Here is a 17,534-nt window from a genome sequence, read left to right as displayed (position 1 = left end):
GATGTCGTGTTCACTCAGGGCTGCAAACATCAATTCCCCCCGATCTGTTCCGTATCCTGTGCCCTCGCATCTTCGCCGAGTTCATTGGAGAGCAGCTCGAGCAGGCTCCGTACGCTCTCCTTACGGATGTCCGCCCGCCCGCCGTTCAACCTCAGCTCGGCGACTTTCTGTACACCCCCGGGGCCCGAAACGGCCACGTAGACCGTTCCCACGGACTTCCCGTCCTGCGGGTCGGGACCCGCGACCCCGGTCGTCGAGGCCCCCCAGTCGGCGCCCAGGACCCGGCGAACGCCGAGGGCCATCGCACGGGCCACCTCCGGGTCGACCGCTCCGCGCTCGGCCAGGAGCGCGCCGTCGACGCCCAGCAGTTCCCGCTTCACGGGCGTGGCATAGGCCGTGACGGATCCGCGGAAGCACCGCGAGGCACCGGGCACCGAAGTGAGCTCGGCGGCCACCAGGCCGCCGGTGAGGGACTCGGCGACCCCGAGCGTCTCACCGCGCTCCTGAAGCCGCCGCAGCACCTGGGCCGCCGCGGTCGTCACCGCTCCGCCTCCGCGGCGCCACGACTTCCCGCCACGCGCTCGCCGACCGGCTCCCCCAGGGGCTCCACCATCGGCTCCACGACCGCCTCGGCCGTCCCGCCCACGGCGCACCGCCGTCCGGAGACGTCCGTCCCGCCCGCGGCAGCCGCGACCGCCGCCATGGCGGCGGCCCGCTCGGCCGCCAGCCCGCGGCGTCGCAGCACGACGGCCTGGCGGACGTAGTCGAGTCCGGTGACGACCGTCAGGACGACGGCGGCCATCATCACCCAGAAGCGCATCGTCGCCAGAGGGCCCGTGAGCGCCAGGACGTACATCCCCACGGCGATGCCCTGGGCCAGGGTCTTCACCTTCCCGCCACGGCTCGCCGGGATCACCGAGTGCCGGATGACCCAGAAACGCATGAGGGTGATGCCGAGCTCACGGAAGAGGATCACGCCGGTGATCCACCACGGCAGATCCCCGAGCGCGGACAGACAGATCAGCGCGGCGCCCATGATCGCCTTGTCGGCGATGGGGTCGGCGATCTTCCCGAAATCGGTGACCAGGTTGTATGTGCGTGCCAGATGACCGTCGAAGACGTCGGTGATCATCGCGACGGCGAAGGCCGCCCATGCGAACGACCGCCAGACCGGGTCGTAGCCACCGTCGTGCAGGAGCAGCATGACGAAACCCGGGACGAGCAGCAGCCGGAGCATCGTGAGGATGTTCGCGATGTTCCACAGGCCGGCCTGGTTGACAGCCGCCGCGCCCAGCTTCCCGCCGCGGGCCGCCGGCGTCGCGCCGGAACCGCCTGCCGCGGATGCCGGGGCTCCCGTCATCTGGCTGCCTCCGCAAGCTCGTGGTGTTCGGCCACGAGGTCCACTCCCTCGGTGCCCACTGCCTTCGCTTCGACCATACGGCCCGGAACAAGCCCTTCGCGTGCGGTGAAGACGACCTGGCCGTCCGTTTCCGGCGCCTGGTGGGCGGCACGGCCCACCGCCACGGGCCCGTCCTCGTCGGAGTCCACCGACTCGACGAGTACCTGGAGGGTCTCCCCGATCCGCTCCTCGGCCCGCTGCGAGGTCAGCTCCTCGGCGAGCTGCGAGATGTGCGCGAGACGCTCCGCGATGACGTCGGCGTCCAGCTTGTTCTCGTAACCGACCGCCTCGGTGCCCTCCTCGTCCGAGTAACCGAAGACCCCGATGGCGTCCAGACGCGCACCCGTGAGGAAGCGCTCGAGCTCGGCGAGGTCGGCCTCCGTCTCACCGGGGAAGCCCACGATGAAGTTCGAGCGCGCACCGGCCTGCGGCGCCTTCGACCGAATGGTGTCCAGGAGCTCGAGAAAGCGGTCCGTGTCCCCGAACCGCCGCATCGCGCGCAGGACGCCGGGGGCGGAGTGCTGGAACGAGAGGTCGAAGTACGGAGCGACCTTGGGCGTCGAGGTGAGTACGTCGATCAGCCCCGGCCGCATCTCGGCGGGCTGCAGGTAGCTGACGCGGATCCGCTCGATCCCGTCGACGTCGGCGAGCTCCGGCAGCAGGGTCTCCAGGAGCCTGATGTCCCCGAGGTCCTTCCCGTAGGAGGTGTTGTTCTCGGAGACGAGCATGACCTCCTTGACGCCCTGCTCGGCGAGCCAGCGGGTCTCCCCCAGGACGTCGGAGGGACGCCGCGAGATGAACGAGCCGCGGAAGGAGGGGATGGCGCAGAACGAGCAGCGCCGGTCGCAGCCCGAGGCGAGCTTCACCGAGGCGACCGGGCTGGTGCCCAGCCTGCGGCGCAGCGGTGCCCGCGGGCCTGAGACCGGCGCGACACCTTCCGGCAGGTCCGCGGGAGCCGGCGTGATCTCCTGGGCGTGTCCGGGCAGCGCGACGGCGGAGTCCTGCCGCTCGGCCGGGCTGATCGGCAGGAGCTTGCGCCGGTCGCGGGGGGTGTGGGAGGCGTGGATGCCTCCGTTGAGGATGGTCTGCAGGCGGTCGGAGATGTCGGCGTAGTCGTCGAATCCGAGGACGCCGTCCGCTTCGGGCAGCGCCTCGGCGAGGTCCTTGCCGTAGCGCTCGGCCATGCAGCCGACGGCCACGACGGCCTGGGTTCTGCCGTGATCCTTCAGATCGTTGGCTTCGAGCAGGGCATCGACGGAGTCCTTCTTGGCGGCCTCGACGAATCCACAGGTGTTGACGACGGCGACATCCGCGTCCGTGGCGTTCTCGACGAGCTCCCAGCCGTCCGCTGCCAAGCGGCCTGCGAGCTCCTCCGAGTCCACCTCGTTACGGGCGCAGCCAAGAGTGACAAGGGCGACGGTACGGCGTTCGGGCATGGGCTCAAGACTACTTTGTCCCGGCACCCGCCCTGCCGAGCAGGGTTCCCCGCTACACGGAGTGACCGGACAGCCGGTGGAGGGGGGTGGAGCGCGGGGACAAGGACGACGGTGAGTGTCCGGCAGGACTGCCGGGCACTCACCGTCGGACGAGCATGGTGCGGAAGGCAGGTCACCCGACCTCGGGGTCACCCTTGGTGTACGAAAGTCGTTCGACCTGACCCGCCTCGAACTGATCGTCGACCTTCTTGCCGTTGACGAAGAGGTCGATCGCTCCGGCGTCTCCGAGGACGAGGTCGACCCGCTCCTTGTCCTGGAAGGTCTTGGAGTCACCCTGGGCCAGCAGCCCGTCGAAGAGCAGCCGCCCGTTGTGGTCCTTGGCGGAGATCCAGCTCTTGCCCTCGGTGGCGCTCAGCCTGACCGTCACCTTGTCCTGCGGGGCGGCGGCGATGGCGCTTTCGGAGGGAACGGGCTTGGGATCGGCGGGCTTGGTGGCGGTGGGTTCGGGAGTGGTCCTGTCAGGTGTGGAGCCCTCGGCGACCTGAGCCGAGCCCGACCCTTCGTCCTCGCCGCTGAACAGCGTGAAGCCGACGAAGCCGACCACGACGACGATCGCGGCGACCATGGCCGCGGTCCAGTTGGGCCGACGGGGTTCGGAGCGGATCCTCTCCGCCTCGAACAGGGGCGCCGCGGGCGTGGGCGCGGGTCCACCGCCGTGCTCGGCCTCGAACTCCGCGAGCAGCGGGTCGGGGTCGAGACGGACGGCGCGGGCGAGCATACGGATGTGGCCGCGGGCGTAGACGTCGCCGCCGCAGCGGGAGAAGTCGTCCTCCTCGATCGCGTGCACGATGGGCATGCGCACCCGGGTGGAGCTGCTGACTTCCTCGACCGTCAGACCTGCGGCGATACGAGCCTGCTGAAGCGCGCGACCGATCGAAGGCCGGTCGTCTTCGGGGGAGTTGCCGATGGACACGGGGGCGCCTTTCGAGCGTGAGCCACCTGCTGGATGTTCAGTCTAGGGGTGGTGCGAAAGGGTGGGGCAACCGGGAGCGACGACTTTGTACGCCATCGGGTTCGCCGGAGAGCCCCTCGGGCAGGGCACAGGGCGGAGAGCAGGGTGGAGCATCCCGCTGTTCCTTCCTTCAACTTGACGTACGGCCGGGCGAAACGGTTGCCCGCAAAACTCCTACGAAGCGGTTTCCCCGCGGATGACGGCCAACACACCGTCGAGTTCGTCCGGCTTCACCATGACATCGCGGGCCTTGGAACCCTCGCTCGGACCCACGATGTTGCGTGACTCCATCAGATCCATCAGCCGACCGGCCTTGGCGAAGCCGACCCGGAGCTTGCGCTGCAGCATCGACGTCGAGCCGAACTGGGTGGACACGACCAGTTCGGCCGCCTGACAGAGCAGGTCGAGATCGTCGCCGATGTCCTCGTCGATCTCCTTCTTCTGCTTCGTGCCGGCCACCACGTCCTCGCGGAAGACCGGCGTCATCTGATCCTTGCAGTGCTGGACGACGGCCGCGACCTCGCCCTCCGTGACGAAGGCCCCCTGCATACGGGTCGGCTTGTTCGCCCCCATCGGCAGGAACAGACCGTCACCCTTTCCGATGAGCTTCTCGGCGCCGGGCTGGTCGAGGATGACCCGGCTGTCCGCGAGCGACGAGGTCGCGAAGGCGAGCCGCGAGGGCACGTTGGCCTTGATCAGACCGGTCACGACATCGACCGAGGGGCGCTGCGTGGCGAGCACCAGGTGGATGCCGGCGGCGCGGGCCAGCTGGGTGATCCTGACGATGGAGTCCTCGACGTCTCGCGGGGCCACCATCATCAGGTCCGCCAGCTCGTCGACGATGACCAGCAGGTAGGGGTACGGCGAGAGCTCACGCTCGCTGCCTTCGGGCGCCTTGGCCTTGCCGCTGCGTACCGCGTGGTTGAAGTCGTCGATGTGCCGGAAACCGTAGGCCGCGAGGTCGTCGTAGCGCAGATCCATCTCCCGCACCACCCACTGGAGCGCTTCCGCGGCCTTCTTCGGGTTGGTGATGATCGGCGTGATGAGGTGCGGAATGCCCTCGTAGGCGGTGAGCTCGACACGCTTCGGGTCGACGAGCACCATCCGCACGTCCTCCGGTGTCGCCCGCACCATGATCGACGTGATCAGACAGTTGATGCAGGAGGACTTGCCGGAACCGGTCGCACCGGCCACCAGGACGTGCGGCATGTTCGCCAGGTTGGCCATCTCGTAGCCGCCCTCGACGTTCTTGCCGAGCGCGACCAGCATCGGGTGGTCGTCCTCGGCCGCGTCCGCGAGGCGCAGGACGTCGCCGAGATTGACCATCTCCCGGTCGGAGTTGGGGATCTCGATGCCGACGGCGGACTTGCCCGGGATCGGGGAGATGATCCGGACGTCCGGACTGGCGACGGCGTAGGCGATGTTCTTGGTGAGGGCGGTGATCCGTTCGACCTTGACGGCCGGGCCGAGCTCCACCTCGTACCGGGTGACGGTCGGACCGCGTGTGAAGCCGGTGACCGACGCGTCGACCTTGAACTCCGTGAAGACGTTGGTCAGTGAGGCGACGACCGCGTCGTTGGCGGCGCTGCGCGTCTTCCCGGGGCCACCGCGCTCCAGCAGGTCGAGCGAGGGCAGCGCGTACGTGATGTCGCCGGCAAGCTGAAGCTGCTCGGCACGGGCGGGCAGCGGACCGGACCGCTCGGGGACGGGCTTCGTCAGATCCGGTACCCCGCCGGAGGGCGCGGCACCCCTCCCCGCGCTTCCGTCGCCGGACGGTGTCTTCTCGGCCGAACGCGCCCCGGGGACCGGCGTGCCGGTCCGTTCCCGCTCCGTGGAGACGCCCTGGGTCAGATCGGCGACGACCGGCGACGGCGGCATGCCGTTGAGCACGGCACCGTCGAGCGCGGCAGCCGCGGCGGCCGCCACGTCCACGGCGTCCATCGGCCGGTTCATCGCAGGCTGGGCGGACGGCCTGCGGGACCGGCGCCGCTTGGCCGGTACCTCGTCCTCGGCGTCATCGACGCCGTATGCCCCGTCCGGGTCCGCGCGTCGTGCCGGGGAACGCCGCGAGCGCCCGGGCAGCGCCTCGCGCCACTGCTCGTCGTACCGCTCGTCGTCGCTCCCCTCCTCCTCACCCGGCACGTACACCGGTTCGACGACGCCGAGCCTGACGCCGAGCTGCCGGAGCCGCCGGGGAATCGCGTTCACCGGGGTGGCGGTGACGACCAGAAGCCCGAAGACGGTCAGCAGCAGGAGCAGCGGGACCGCGAGGACCTCGCCCATCATGAAGACGAGGGGCTGGGAAGCGCCCCATCCGATCAGCCCGCCGGCGTCCTGCATGGCGCCCGTGCCGTCCTCGCGGCCTGGCGAGCCGCAAGCGATGTGCACCTGGCCGAGCACCCCGATGACGAGTGCGGAGAGCCCGATGACGATACGGCCGTTGGCCTCGGGCTTCTCCGGGTAGAGGATCAGCCGCACCGCGACGGCGCCCAGCAGGATCGGCACCAGCAGGTCGAGCCGGCCGAACGCCCCCGTCACGAGCATCTCGACGAGGTCGCCGACAGGGCCCTGCAGATGCGACCAGGTACCCGCCGCCACGACCAGCGCGAGGCCCAGGAGCAGCAGCGCCAGTCCGTCCTTGCGGTGCGCCGGGTCAAGTCCCTTCGCGCCGCGCCCTATGGAACGGAACACGGCTCCCACGCCGTGCGCGGTGCCGAGCCAGAGCGCACGGATGAACCTGTACACGCCCCCCGTGGGGGACGGCGCGGGCCTGGGCACGGGTTTCTTCGCCGCGGTCTTCTTGGCGGGCCCCCTCTTGGCGGGCACCGTCTTCCTCGCGGCCGCCTTCTTGGCGGGCGCGGCTTTCTTCGCCGGTCCCTGGGAACGGCCGGCACCCTTCGCGGTGCCCGCCGTACCCAGGGAACCCTTGCCGGACGTACGTGAGGCCATGTGACTGAGGTTACCGGTGCTCACGCCGGTGGACACGTGTGCCCACGGCTTCACTCTTCCGTGTCGCCCTTGTGAGGGTGCTGAACTGACGCGCCCTCAGCAGTCGCACGTCAGCCTTGCGAAGGCAGGCCGGCCGCGGAGCCGCCCGCACCGGGTTCCAGTGCGTCGAGGGCCCGGCGCAGTCCGGTGAGCTTGCGCTCGAGATGGGCGGCGGTGGCCACGGCCGCCGCGTCCGCCGATTCGTCGTCCAGCTGCTTGGACAGGGCCTCCGCCTGCTCCTCGACCGCGGCGAGCCGCGCCGAGAGCTCGGCGAGGAGACCGGCCGGCTCCTTCTCGTGGGCGCCCGGCGGGGTGCCGCCCTCGAGCTGGAGACGCAGCAGCGCCGCCTGTTCACGCAACTGGCAGTTCTTCATGTACAGCTCGACGAAGACCGAGACCTTGGCACGCAGCACCCATGGGTCGAAGGGCTTCGAGATGTAGTCCACCGCACCCGCCGCATAACCCCGGAAGGTGTGATGCGGGCCGTGGTTGATCGCGGTCAGGAAGATGATCGGGATGTCCCGGGTCCGCTCCCGCCGCTTGATGTGCGCGGCCGTCTCGAATCCGTCCATGCCGGGCATCTGTACGTCCAGCAGAATGACCGCGAAATCGTCCGTGAGCAGCGCCTTGAGCGCTTCCTCCCCTGACGATGCCCGTACCAGTGTCTGATCGAGCGCAGAGAGGATGGCCTCCAGCGCCAGCAGATTCTCCGGCCGGTCATCGACCAGGAGGATCTTGGCCTTCTGCACCATGGCCCGTCCTCCTCGCCCCGGAATCGCACCGGGTGCCGCCCCAGGGGACGACTCCCTTACGCCGTCCGTCCTTGTGCCGGTCATGGTAGCTGCACCCCGCCCGTCACCACACCCTGTCACCGCGATGTCACTGTGCACATAACGAAAACGCGGTCGAAGACCAGAAGGTTCCCCGGAATCCACTCCCTCACACCCGTCCACGCACACCGGACGGGCGGCCTCCGGAGAGCCGCCCCCGGCCCGCTCACTCCCCGCGCATCCAGTTCTCCATCACCGACAGCAGATGGTCGGAATCGACCGGCTTGGTCACGTAGTCGGAGGCCCCGCAGTCGATCGCCTTCTCGCGGTCGCCCTTCATGGCCTTGGCGGTCAGCGCGACGATCGGCAGTCCCGCGAACTGCGGCATCCGGCGGATCGCCGTCGTCGTCGCGTAGCCGTCCATCTCGGGCATCATGATGTCCATCAGAACGATCGTCACATCGTCGTGCTGCTCGAGGACTTCGATGCCCTCGCGCCCGTTCTCCGCGTACAGCACCGACAGTCCGTGCTGCTCCAGCACGCTGGTGAGGGCGAAGACGTTACGGATGTCGTCGTCGACGATCAGCACCTTCTCCCCGTGGAAGCGGAACGTCCGGCGGGGTTCCGGCTCCTCCTGCGGGCTCTGCACCCACTCCTCGGGCGCCGCGGCCTCCTCGGCCCTGCCGTTCGCCAGGGCGGGACGCTGAGCCGCCCCGCCCAGGGCCTTGCGGCGGCGCCTGAACACCCCTGCGGAGTTGGCGGGGTCGCCCAGGCGCTGCTCGGCGCCCGCGCCCTGCGAAGCCTCCAGGTGCGCGGCTCCCTCGGCGGAACCGGCGTGGATCTCGATGGGGCCCGGCCCCATCTGCGGGTAGCCCTGCGGAGGCAGCTCGCTCGGGTGCAGGGGCAGGTACAGCGTGAAGGTCGACCCCCGGCCCGGTTCACTCGCCGCGTGGATCTCGCCGCCCAGCAGACGGGCGATCTCCCGGCTGATGGAGAGGCCGAGGCCGGTCCCCCCGTACTTGCGGCTGGTCGTACCGTCCGCCTGCTTGAACGCCTCGAAGATCACCAGCATCTTGCTGGACGCGATGCCGATCCCGGTGTCGGTGACCGAGAAGGCGATCAGGTCGCCGTCGGCGTCCCGCAGTGAGCCCGCCTCCAGCAGGTGCTCCCTGATGGCGTTCGGGACGTCGGCGCCGGCCGGCCGGATCACCAGCTCGACAGCACCGCTGTCGGTGAACTTCACGGCGTTCGACAGGAGGTTGCGCAGGACCTGCAGCAGCCGCTGCTCGTCCGTGTGCAGCGTGGCGGGAAGCTCCGGGGACACCCGTACGGAGAAGTCGAGCCCCTTCTCGGCGGTGAGCGGCCGGAACGTCGCCTCCACGTAGTCGACCAGCTGCACCAGGGCGATCCTGGTCGGACTGACGTCCATCTTGCCCGCCTCGACCTTGGACAGGTCGAGGATGTCGTTGATCAGCTGGAGCAGGTCGGAACCCGCTCCGTGGATCGTCTCGGCGAACTCGACCTGCTTCGGCGAGAGGTTGCCCTCCGCGTTGTCCGCGAGCAGCTTGGCCAGGATGAGGAGGGAGTTGAGCGGCGTACGCAGCTCGTGCGACATGTTGGCCAGGAACTCGGACTTGTAGCGCATCGACACGGCGAGCTGTTCGGCGCGCTCCTCCAGTACCTGCCGCGCCTCCTCGATCTCGGTGTTCTTCACCTCGATGTCGCGGTTCTGCTGCGCGAGCAGCTCGGCCTTCTCCTCCAGTTCGGCGTTGGAGGCCTGCAGCGCCTTCTGCCGGTTCTCGAGCTCCTGCGAGCGGTCACGCAGCTGCTCGGTGAGCTCCTGTGACTGCTCGAGGAGCTTCTCCGTCTTGGTGTTGACGCTGATGGTGTTGACGCTCGTGGCGATCATCTCGGCGAGCTGGTTGAGGAAGTCACGCTGGATGTGGGTGAACGGCTGGAAGGACGCCAGCTCGATGACACCGAGCACCTGGCCCTCGAAGAGCACCGGAAGCACGATCACGTGCGCGGGCGGTGCCTCGCCGAGCCCCGAGGAGATCTTCAGGTAGCCCGGCGGCACGTTGTCCACCTGGATGGTCCGCTTCTCCTCGGCCGCCGTGCCGATGAGGGTCTCACCGGGCCGGAAGGACGTCGGCATGGATCCCGCCGAGTAGCCGTAACTGCCGCGCATGCGCAGCTCGTACGAGCCCTCCTTGCCGGCGTCCGAACCGACCTCGTCCCCGTCGCCCGTGGCCATGGCCAGGAAGAACGCGCCGTGCTGGGCGGAGACGACCGGCGTGAGCTCGCTCATGATCAGCGAGGCGACGTCGTCCAGGTCGCGACGGCCCTGCATCAGGCCGGAGATCCTGGCGAGGTTGCCCTTGAGCCAGTCCTGCTCCTTGTTGGCGAGCGTGGTGTCGCGCAGATTGGCGATCATCGTGTTGATGTTGTCCTGCAGTACCTGGATCTCGCCTGCGGCGTCCACGTCGATCTTGAGGTTGAGGTCGCCCCGGGTCACCGCGGTGGCGACGGCCGCGATGGCACGCACCTGGCGGGTCAGGTTCCCTGCCATCTCGTTCACCGACTCGGTGAGGTCGCGCCAGGTCCCGTCGACGTCGCGGACGCGTGCCTGCCCGCCCAGCTGACCCTCGGTCCCCACCTCACGCGCCACCCGGGTGACCTGCTCGGCGAACGAGGAGAGCTGGTCGACCATCGTGTTGATGGTGTTCTTCAGCTCGAGGATCTCGCCGCGCGCGTCGATGTCGATCTTCTTGGTGAGATCGCCCTTGGCGATGGCCGTGGTGACCGTGGCGATCTGGCGCACCTGTCCCGTCAGGTTGGACGCCATCGAGTTCACCGACTCGGTGAGGTCCTTCCAGGTGCCGGAGACGCCCGGGACGCGTGCCTGGCCGCCCAGCTCCCCCTCGGTGCCCACCTCGCGGGCCACCCGGGTCACCTCGTCGGCGAACGAGGACAGCGTCGTCACCATCGTGTTGACGGTGTCGGCGAGTTCGGCGACCTCACCGCGTGCCTCGACCGTGACCTTCTTCGTCAGGTCACCGTTGGCGACCGCCGAGGAGACCCGGGAGATGTTCCGCACCTGACTCGTCAGGTTGTTGGCCATCAGGTTGACGTTCTCGCTGAGGTCCTTCCAGATGCCGGTCGCACCGCGCACCCGGGCCTGTCCGCCGAGGATGCCCTCGGTGCCCACCTCGCGGGCCACCCGGGTCACCTCGTCACCGAAGTTCATCAGCTGGTCGACCATCGTGTTCACGGTCGTCACCAGCTCGAGGATCTCACCCTTGGCGTCGACGGTGATCTTCTTGGAGAGGTCGCCCTTGGCGACCGCGGTGGTGACCTCGGCGATGTTGCGCACCTGGAGCGTCAGGTTGTTCGCCATGCCGTTGACGGACTGGGTGAGGTCCTTCCACGTACCGGAGACCCCCTGCACCTCGGCCTGTCCGCCGAGGATGCCCTCCGTGCCCACCTCACGGGCCACCCGGGTGACCTGCTCCGCGAAGTTCGAGAGCTGGTCGACCATGGTGTTGAGGGTGTTCTTCAGCTCCAGGATCTCGCCCCGGGCGTCCACGTCGATCTTCTGCGACAGGTCACCCCGCGCCACCGCAGTGGCGACCTGGGCGATGTTGCGCACCTGGGCGGTGAGGTTGCCCGCCATGCCGTTCACCGAGTCGGTCAGGTCGCGCCAGACGCCTGCCACACCCGGGACCTGGGCCTGGCCGCCGAGACGGCCGTCGGTGCCGACCTCCCGGGCCACGCGTGTCACCTGGTCGGCGAAGGCGGAGAGCTGGTCGACCATCGTGTTGATGGTGTTCTTCAGCTCCAGGATCTCGCCCCGGGCGTCCACGTCGATCTTCTGCGACAGGTCACCCCGCGCCACCGCAGTGGTCACCTGGGCGATCTGGCGCACCTGGGAGGTCAGGTTTCCGGCCATGAAGTTGACGGAGTCGGTGAGCTCCTTCCACGTACCGGAGACACCGTCGACGCGGGCCTGACCGCCCAGACGGCCCTCCGTGCCGACGTCCCTGGCCATGCGCGTCACCTGGTCGGCGAAGTTGGACAGCTGAGCGACCATCGTGTTGACGGTGTTCTTCAGCTCCAGCATCTCGCCGGCTACGTCGACGGTGACCTTCTGCGACAGATCGCCGTTGGCGACGGCCGTGGTCACCTGCGCGATGTCACGTACCTGTCCCGTGAGGTTGCGGAACGCGGTGTTCACCGAGTCGGTGAGGTCCTTCCAGGTCCCCGCCGCCCCCGGTACCTCGGCCTGGCCGCCGAGCCGGCCCTCGACCCCGACCTCCCGGGCGACCCTGGTGACCTCCGAACCGAAGGCCTGGAGCTGGTCCACCATCGTGTTGACGGTGTTCTTCAGCTCCAGCATCTCCCCGGCCACGTCGACGGTGACCTTCTGCGTCATGTCACCGCTGGCCACCGCGGTGGTCACCTGCGCGATGTCACGCACCTGCGTCGTCAGGTTGCGGAAGACCGTGTTGACCGAGTCGGTGAGGTCCTTCCAGGTGCCCGCGGCACCCGGCACCTGGGCCTGGCCACCGAGCAGGCCCTCGCCTCCGACCTCGCTCGCCACGCGCGTCACCTCGTCGGCGAACGTACGCAGCGTCTCGGTCATCTGGTTGATCGTCTCGGCGAGCTGCGCGACCTCACCCCGGGCGCTCACGGTCACTTTCTGCGACAGGTCCCCGTTGGCGACGGCCGTGGTCACCTCGGCGATGCCGCGCACCTGTGACGTGAGGTTGCCGGCCATGGTGTTCACGGAGTCGGTGAGGTCCTTCCAGACCCCCGCCACCCCCGGAACCGTCGCCTGGCCGCCCAGTTCGCCCTCGGTCCCCACCTCTCGGGCGACCCGGGTCACCTCGGAGGAGAAGGACGACAGCTGGTCCACCATCGTGTTGACGGTGTTCTTCAGCTGGAGCATCTCACCGGCCACATGGACGGTGACCTTCCGTGACAGGTCCCCCTTGGCCACAGCCGTCGTCACCAGGGCGATGTCGCGCACCTGGGCGGTGAGCCGGTAGGCCATGGTGTTCACGGAGTCCGTGAGGTCCTTCCAGGACCCGGACATGCCGCGCACCTGGGCCTGACCGCCCAGTTTGCCCTCCGTGCCGACCTCGACCGCGACCCTCGTCACCTGTTCGGTGAAGGCCGACAGCTGGTCGACCAGGTTGTTGACCGTGCGGGCGACCTTCAGGAACTCGCCGCGCAGCGGACGTACGGTCTCGTCCGCCGTGTGGGTGCGCAGTTCCATGCGCTGCTCGAGGTCACCGTCCGCGACCGCGGAGAGTACCCGTCCGACTTCGGACACCGGTCGCGCCAGGTCGTCGACGAGCTCGTTGGAGGCGTCGATGGCAGCGGCCCAGGAGCCCTCGCAGGCGCCGGTCTCCAGGCGCTCGGTGAGCTTCCCCTCGCGCCCCACCACGCGACGCACACGGGCGAGCTCGCCCGTCAGGTGCAGGTTGCGGTCGGCCACTTCATTGAAGACCGCGGCGATCTCCGTGAGTACGCCGTCGCCGGAGACGGTGAGCCGCCTGCGGAAGTTTCCGTCACGCATCGCCACGAGGGCCGAGAGCAGTCTGTTCAGAGCTGCCGCGTCCACTTCGACGGTGCCATTGCGCTGCTTTTTCACGGACTGCCCGCCTTTTGTGCGCGTTTCTGAACCCCGCGCCGCCACGCCAGACTCCACCGTGTCCCTCCCGCAGGGGTTGACCGTACCGCTCGGGCCGTTATCGGAAGCTTGCCCAATTCCACTTTGGCTCACCGCCACAGCACACCGTCGACGGGTGACTATGCGGTCGTCAAATCGTTGAAACGTACCAGGCCGGAACGGGAGGACGGGGAAGGTCTCATGGTCGTCCCATTTTCCTCACCGAGGGACCCACAATTGTGCGCCCGGCGCACAACCGCCGGTCCCCCTGCGTACCCAAGTCCGCCCTCGTGTACCCGCGACACCTGGGGAGCGTCTAGCCTGGCAGGCGAATCGAAGCGGCGACATACGGGCACAGGACTCGGGGAAGCGACGAGACACCAAATGGGGAGTGCTGTGATCACCGCGCGCGCGGCTGCCACCTTCGATCCGGTCGGACGCTCGGTCGCGACCGCCCGCGCCTTCGTCCGCGACACCCTCCAGGGGTGGGGCTACACGGATGTCGTCGACGACGCCGTCGTCCTTACCAGTGAACTCGTGACCAACGCGGTCGTGCACGCGGGGACGGCCGCCGACGTGCTGTGTCTGCGCACGGAGGACGGCGTACGCGTCGAGGTCTCCGACCACTACCCCGAGCGGGAGGTACCGCTCCAGAGCTCCGGCCTGGACTTCGGCAGCCCGGACCGGGAGGGCGGCCGTGGTCTGCTGCTCTGTGCGGCTCTCGCCTCCCGCTGGGGCGTCGAGTACACCCCGACGCACAAACACGTGTGGTTCCAGCTCGACCTTCCGGAGCGCCCCGTGGGCATCCGCTCGGCGAGCCCGGTCCTGCCCACCGCTCTGCTGCCCGTCGCGGAACAGCGTGTACGGGTGGCCGTCGTCCAGACCGACGGCTCCGGCGCCATCGCGTCGTGGAACGACGACGCCTCCTTCCTCTTCGGCTACCCCGCGGAGAAGGTCGACGGCAAGCAGCTGACCGACTTCGTGGCGTGGCCGCACACACCGGGCACCAACACCGGCATCGCCGACGCGCTGCAGCTCTCCCGGTGGGAGGGCAGCTACGGGATCCGCGGCGCCGACGGCCGGGTCATCCCGGTCTACGCCTCGCACCTCCGGGTCCGCGACGCCGACGGCGAGCCCTCGACGGTCTGCCTCCTGGTGCGCGACTACGAACGCGCCGTGCTCCAGACGCCGGTGCGCGCGCCCGTCACCGACACCTCGGCCGACCACCGCAGCACGGACCCGTTCGAGATCTTCATCGGTTCCCCGGCTCCCGACGACCTGGACGGGCTGCTCCAGCGGACCGTCGAGCGGGCACGCGACATGCTGGACGCCGACGCCGCGTTCCTGCTGCTGGCCACCGATGACGAGACCGAGCTGGAGGTCCGAGCGACCACCGGGCTCCCGTCGGCCCGCCAGCGTTTCGCACGGGTCCCCGTGGAGGCCGGCACGGGCCGGTACGGCTCCGCCCGCATGCCCGCCGTCCATGAGGACCTCACCGTCGTACCGGGCGCCGTCCCGTTGCTCAGCGACACCGGGATGCGCTCGGTCGTGACGGTCCCGCTCAAGGTCGAGGGCCGTCTCACGGGCTCCCTGGGGGTCGCCGCCGAAGCGGCCGGGCGGTATTCCAACGAGGAGGCCCTGCGTCTCCAGTTCGCCGCGGACCGGATCGCCCTGGCCGTCGAGTCGGCACGGCTCGGCGAACTGGAGCGCCTGCGCCGCGGCTCACTGTCCTTCCTCGTCGAGGCGTCGGACCTGCTGGCCGGGACCCTGGACAGGGACCAGACACTGGCTCTGATGGCTCAGATGACCGTGCCCACCCTGGCCACCTGGTGCGCCGTCTACACCATCGCGGACCAGTCATCGGAGCCGTACCTCTCCTACGTGCTCCACGAGGACGAGGAGCGCATCGACGGGCTCAAGGCCCTGCTCTCCTCCATCGATCCGCCGGACCCCGTCCCGGCCCCCGGCGCCCGCCTCTGGCCGGCTCCCACGGAAGCCGGCCAACAGGCCGCCCTGCGCACGTCCAGGCGCACCCTGGGCAGGGACGCCCCCCTCAGCATGGGGGCTGCTGCCCGCACCACGCTGGCGACCGCGGCCGCCGTCGGCGGCGAGACCGTGGTCCTGCCGCTGGTGGCGAGGAACCGCGTGATCGGCATGCTCACGCTCGGCAAGCCGTCCGACGAACACTTCCGCCAGGAGATCCTGGAACTGGCCGAGGACCTGTCCCGACGGGCCGCTCTGGCCCTCGACAACGCGCGCCTGTACTCCGAGCGCATGGCCATCAGCCAGTCGCTCCAGCGCAGCCTCCTGCCACCCGGCCTCCCGGACGTGCCCAACGTCGAGATCGAGGTCATCTACCGCGCGGCGGGAGAGGGCAACGAGGTCGGCGGCGACTTCTACGACGTCTTCCCCATCCGTGACGGCGCCTACGGTTTCGCCATCGGTGACGTCTGCGGCACGGGTCCGGAGGCGGCAGCCGTCACAGGCCTCGCCCGGCACGCCCTGCGTCTGCTGGCCCGCGAGGGGTTCGGCGGACCGGCGGTCCTGGAGCGGCTCAACGCCGCCATCCTGGACGAGGGCGCGCGCAGCCGCTTCCTCACCCTGCTCTACGGGGAGCTGTGGCCGCAGGAGGACGGGAGCGCCCTCCTGAAGGTGGTCTGCGCGGGTCACCCTCTGCCTCTACGGCTGCGCCAGGACGGCTCCGTGGAGGCGGCAGCCGAGCCGCAGCCGCTCCTGGGTGTGATCGAGGACCTCGAGCTGTACGAGCAGGAGGTCACGCTGGAGCCCGGTGACGTGCTCCTGTGTGTGACCGACGGAGTCACCGAACGCCGCGAGGGGACCCGCATGCTGGGCGACGACGGACTGGCCGACGTCCTGGCCGTGTGCACGGGCCTGACGGCCGGGGCGGTCGCGGGCCGCATCCTGCGGGCCGTCGAACGCTTCGCCGCGGAGCCGGCGTCCGACGACATGGCCATCCTGGCCATGCGTGTCCCGGAGCCGCACAGCCTCTGAGTCAGGCGGCGTCATTCCGGCCGTGCCCGGCTCCGTCCGCCGGTGGCCGGGGCCGCCGCCGCCCGGGCCCACGGAACGGCAGCTGCGACCGGGCCACCGCGTGCGCCGGGCCTCTACTTGCTGTGCACGATCTGGATCAGATTGCCGCAGGTGTCGTCCAGTACCGCAGTGGTCACCGGGCCCATCTCGAGCGGCTCCTGGGTGAACCGCACGCCGAGCCCGCGCAGCCGGCTGTACTCGGCGGGTACGTCGTCCACCGCGAACGAGGCCGCCGGGATGCCGTCCTCGACGAGGGCCGTCTTGTACGGCTGCACCGCGGGGTGACGGTCGGGCTCCAGCAGCAGTTCGGTCCCCTCGGGGTCCTCGGGCGAGACCACGGTCAGCCACCGGTCCTCCCCCAGCGGAACCTCGGTCTTCTTCACGAAGCCCAGTACGTCCGTGTAGAAGCCGAGAGCCTTGTCCTGGTCATCGACGAAGACGCTGGAAAGGTGGATCTTCATGGGGTGCTCTCCGGTGGGTCGGCCCTGAGCCATCGGGTCACGATGCACTCGAGGGGCTGGGTGTTCAGGTCATGGAACTTGTAGCGGCCCTGGCGCCGCGAACGAACCAGATCCGCGCTTTCCAGAACGGCCAGGTGCTGGCTGATCGCCTGCCGGGACAGCCCCAGACCGTGTTTGGTCACCAGCCGTGCGCAGATCTCGAACAGCGTCTGCCCGTCCCGGTCCACCAGCTCGTCGAGAATGAGCCGACGGGTGGGGTCGGCCAGGGCCTTGAAGACATCCTCCGCCATGAACGGCACTATAGGCAAGCATCGACTTGCCTATCAAGGCGGTGTTGACCGCTACGGCGTACACCGCTGCGCCTGTGCTTTCGGCAGTCATGCCGTCCAGGAGCCGGCGACCGGACAACGTCCGCGCGGCCGACTGATGCCCTGAGGTAGTCCAGTGCGGCCCCGGGAGACAAGAAAGGCCCCCGCCACAGGCGGGGGCCTTTCTTCTAGCTGAGCCCCAATGCGGAATCGAACCGCAGACCTTCTCCTTACCATGGAGACGCTCTACCGACTGAGCTATTGGGGCCTGCTGCCTTGCGGCAACGAGGTAAAGCATACCCGAATCCGGGGGTGCTCAGTACCACCGGTTTCACGTTGTGCTGCGCCGATGCGGCCGAGCCTCCGCCCGACGGCCCCCGCCCGGCCGTCCCGCCTTCCAGCGCCGACGCACAGGGGTGGGGGGGAAGCGCCTGG

At 69.3% G+C, this 17,534-nt stretch carries 10 protein-coding genes and 1 tRNA gene; 1 reads left to right on the top strand and 10 read right to left on the bottom strand.

What is annotated here, in order from left to right; all coding sequences use genetic code 11:
* Window positions 1-29: 29 nt before the first annotated feature.
* The 7 genes from ACHFIV_RS07025 to ACHFIV_RS06995 all read right to left on the bottom strand — a co-directional run bounded on the left by ACHFIV_RS07025 (window position 30) and on the right by ACHFIV_RS06995 (window position 13,261).
* A complete protein-coding gene (locus ACHFIV_RS07025) occupies window positions 30-542 on the bottom strand; it encodes a CinA family protein (RefSeq protein ID WP_398964746.1) in 513 nt (170 codons plus the stop codon).
* Window positions 539-1,360 (bottom strand): CDP-diacylglycerol--glycerol-3-phosphate 3-phosphatidyltransferase, encoded by an 822-nt coding sequence (gene pgsA, locus ACHFIV_RS07020; RefSeq protein WP_398964744.1) that lies wholly within the window; start codon window positions 1,358-1,360, stop codon window positions 539-541. Before pgsA ends, ACHFIV_RS07025 begins: the two co-directional genes overlap by 4 nt.
* Window positions 1,357-2,835 carry a 30S ribosomal protein S12 methylthiotransferase RimO gene (rimO, locus tag ACHFIV_RS07015; RefSeq protein ID WP_398964742.1) on the bottom strand — a complete coding sequence of 493 codons (1,479 nt, stop codon included), beginning with the start codon at window positions 2,833-2,835 and terminating at the stop codon, window positions 1,357-1,359. Before rimO ends, pgsA begins: the two co-directional genes overlap by 4 nt.
* Before the next feature lie 172 nt (window positions 2,836-3,007).
* Entirely contained in the window at window positions 3,008-3,808 is an 801-nt protein-coding gene (locus tag ACHFIV_RS07010) for a helix-turn-helix domain-containing protein (protein WP_398964740.1), read from the bottom strand.
* A gap of 213 nt (window positions 3,809-4,021) precedes the next feature.
* Window positions 4,022-6,796: a DNA translocase FtsK gene (locus tag ACHFIV_RS07005; protein WP_398964738.1), complete on the bottom strand. Its 2,775-nt coding sequence runs from the start codon at window positions 6,794-6,796 to the stop codon at window positions 4,022-4,024.
* Window positions 6,797-6,906: 110 nt separating this feature from the next.
* Window positions 6,907-7,587: a two-component system response regulator gene (locus ACHFIV_RS07000; protein ID WP_398964736.1), complete on the bottom strand. Its 681-nt coding sequence runs from the start codon at window positions 7,585-7,587 to the stop codon at window positions 6,907-6,909.
* Between the two features lie 244 nt (window positions 7,588-7,831).
* The gene (locus ACHFIV_RS06995) at window positions 7,832-13,261 is read right to left on the bottom strand and encodes a HAMP domain-containing protein (protein WP_398964734.1); all 5,430 of its coding nucleotides are present in this window, start codon (window positions 13,259-13,261) and stop codon (window positions 7,832-7,834) included.
* A 402-nt stretch (window positions 13,262-13,663) separates the two neighbouring features.
* Between ACHFIV_RS06995 and ACHFIV_RS06990 the strand changes: the two genes are divergently transcribed.
* Window positions 13,664-16,291, top strand: a complete 2,628-nt coding sequence (locus ACHFIV_RS06990) for a SpoIIE family protein phosphatase (protein WP_398964732.1) — start codon at window positions 13,664-13,666, stop codon at window positions 16,289-16,291.
* Between the two features lie 113 nt (window positions 16,292-16,404).
* Here the strand turns inward: ACHFIV_RS06990 and ACHFIV_RS06985 are convergent, their stop codons facing one another.
* The 3 genes from ACHFIV_RS06985 to ACHFIV_RS06975 form a co-directional block, all read right to left on the bottom strand.
* Window positions 16,405-16,791, bottom strand: a complete 387-nt coding sequence (locus ACHFIV_RS06985) for a VOC family protein (protein ID WP_398964730.1) — start codon at window positions 16,789-16,791, stop codon at window positions 16,405-16,407.
* On the bottom strand, window positions 16,788-17,081 hold the full coding sequence (locus ACHFIV_RS06980; RefSeq protein WP_398964728.1) for an ArsR/SmtB family transcription factor: 294 nt from the start codon (window positions 17,079-17,081) through the stop codon (window positions 16,788-16,790). Before ACHFIV_RS06980 ends, ACHFIV_RS06985 begins: the two co-directional genes overlap by 4 nt.
* A 213-nt stretch (window positions 17,082-17,294) precedes the next feature.
* Window positions 17,295-17,367: transfer RNA gene (locus ACHFIV_RS06975), tRNA-Thr, on the bottom strand.
* Window positions 17,368-17,534 lie beyond the last annotated feature (167 nt).

The sequence above is a fragment of the Streptomyces sp. ALB3 genome (assembly GCF_044385685.1).
Lineage (GTDB): Bacteria > Actinomycetota > Actinomycetes > Streptomycetales > Streptomycetaceae > Streptomyces.
Note: the sequence above shows the minus strand (reverse complement) of the source record. Positions and strands in the feature narration are given on the sequence as shown.

Excerpts from the sequence above, each read along its gene's own strand:
- pgsA (WP_398964744.1), bottom strand. The coding sequence starts at position 1,360 with ATGACGGGAGCCCCGGCATCCGCGGCAGGCGGTTCCGGCGCGACGCCG.
- rimO (WP_398964742.1), bottom strand. The coding sequence starts at position 2,835 with ATGCCCGAACGCCGTACCGTCGCCCTTGTCACTCTTGGCTGCGCCCGT.
- ACHFIV_RS07005 (WP_398964738.1), bottom strand. The coding sequence starts at position 6,796 with ATGGCCTCACGTACGTCCGGCAAGGGTTCCCTGGGTACGGCGGGCACC.
- ACHFIV_RS07000 (WP_398964736.1), bottom strand. The coding sequence starts at position 7,587 with ATGGTGCAGAAGGCCAAGATCCTCCTGGTCGATGACCGGCCGGAGAAT.
- ACHFIV_RS06990 (WP_398964732.1), top strand. The coding sequence starts at position 13,664 with ATGGGGAGTGCTGTGATCACCGCGCGCGCGGCTGCCACCTTCGATCCG.
- ACHFIV_RS06985 (WP_398964730.1), bottom strand. The coding sequence starts at position 16,791 with ATGAAGATCCACCTTTCCAGCGTCTTCGTCGATGACCAGGACAAGGCT.
- ACHFIV_RS06980 (WP_398964728.1), bottom strand. The coding sequence starts at position 17,081 with ATGGCGGAGGATGTCTTCAAGGCCCTGGCCGACCCCACCCGTCGGCTC.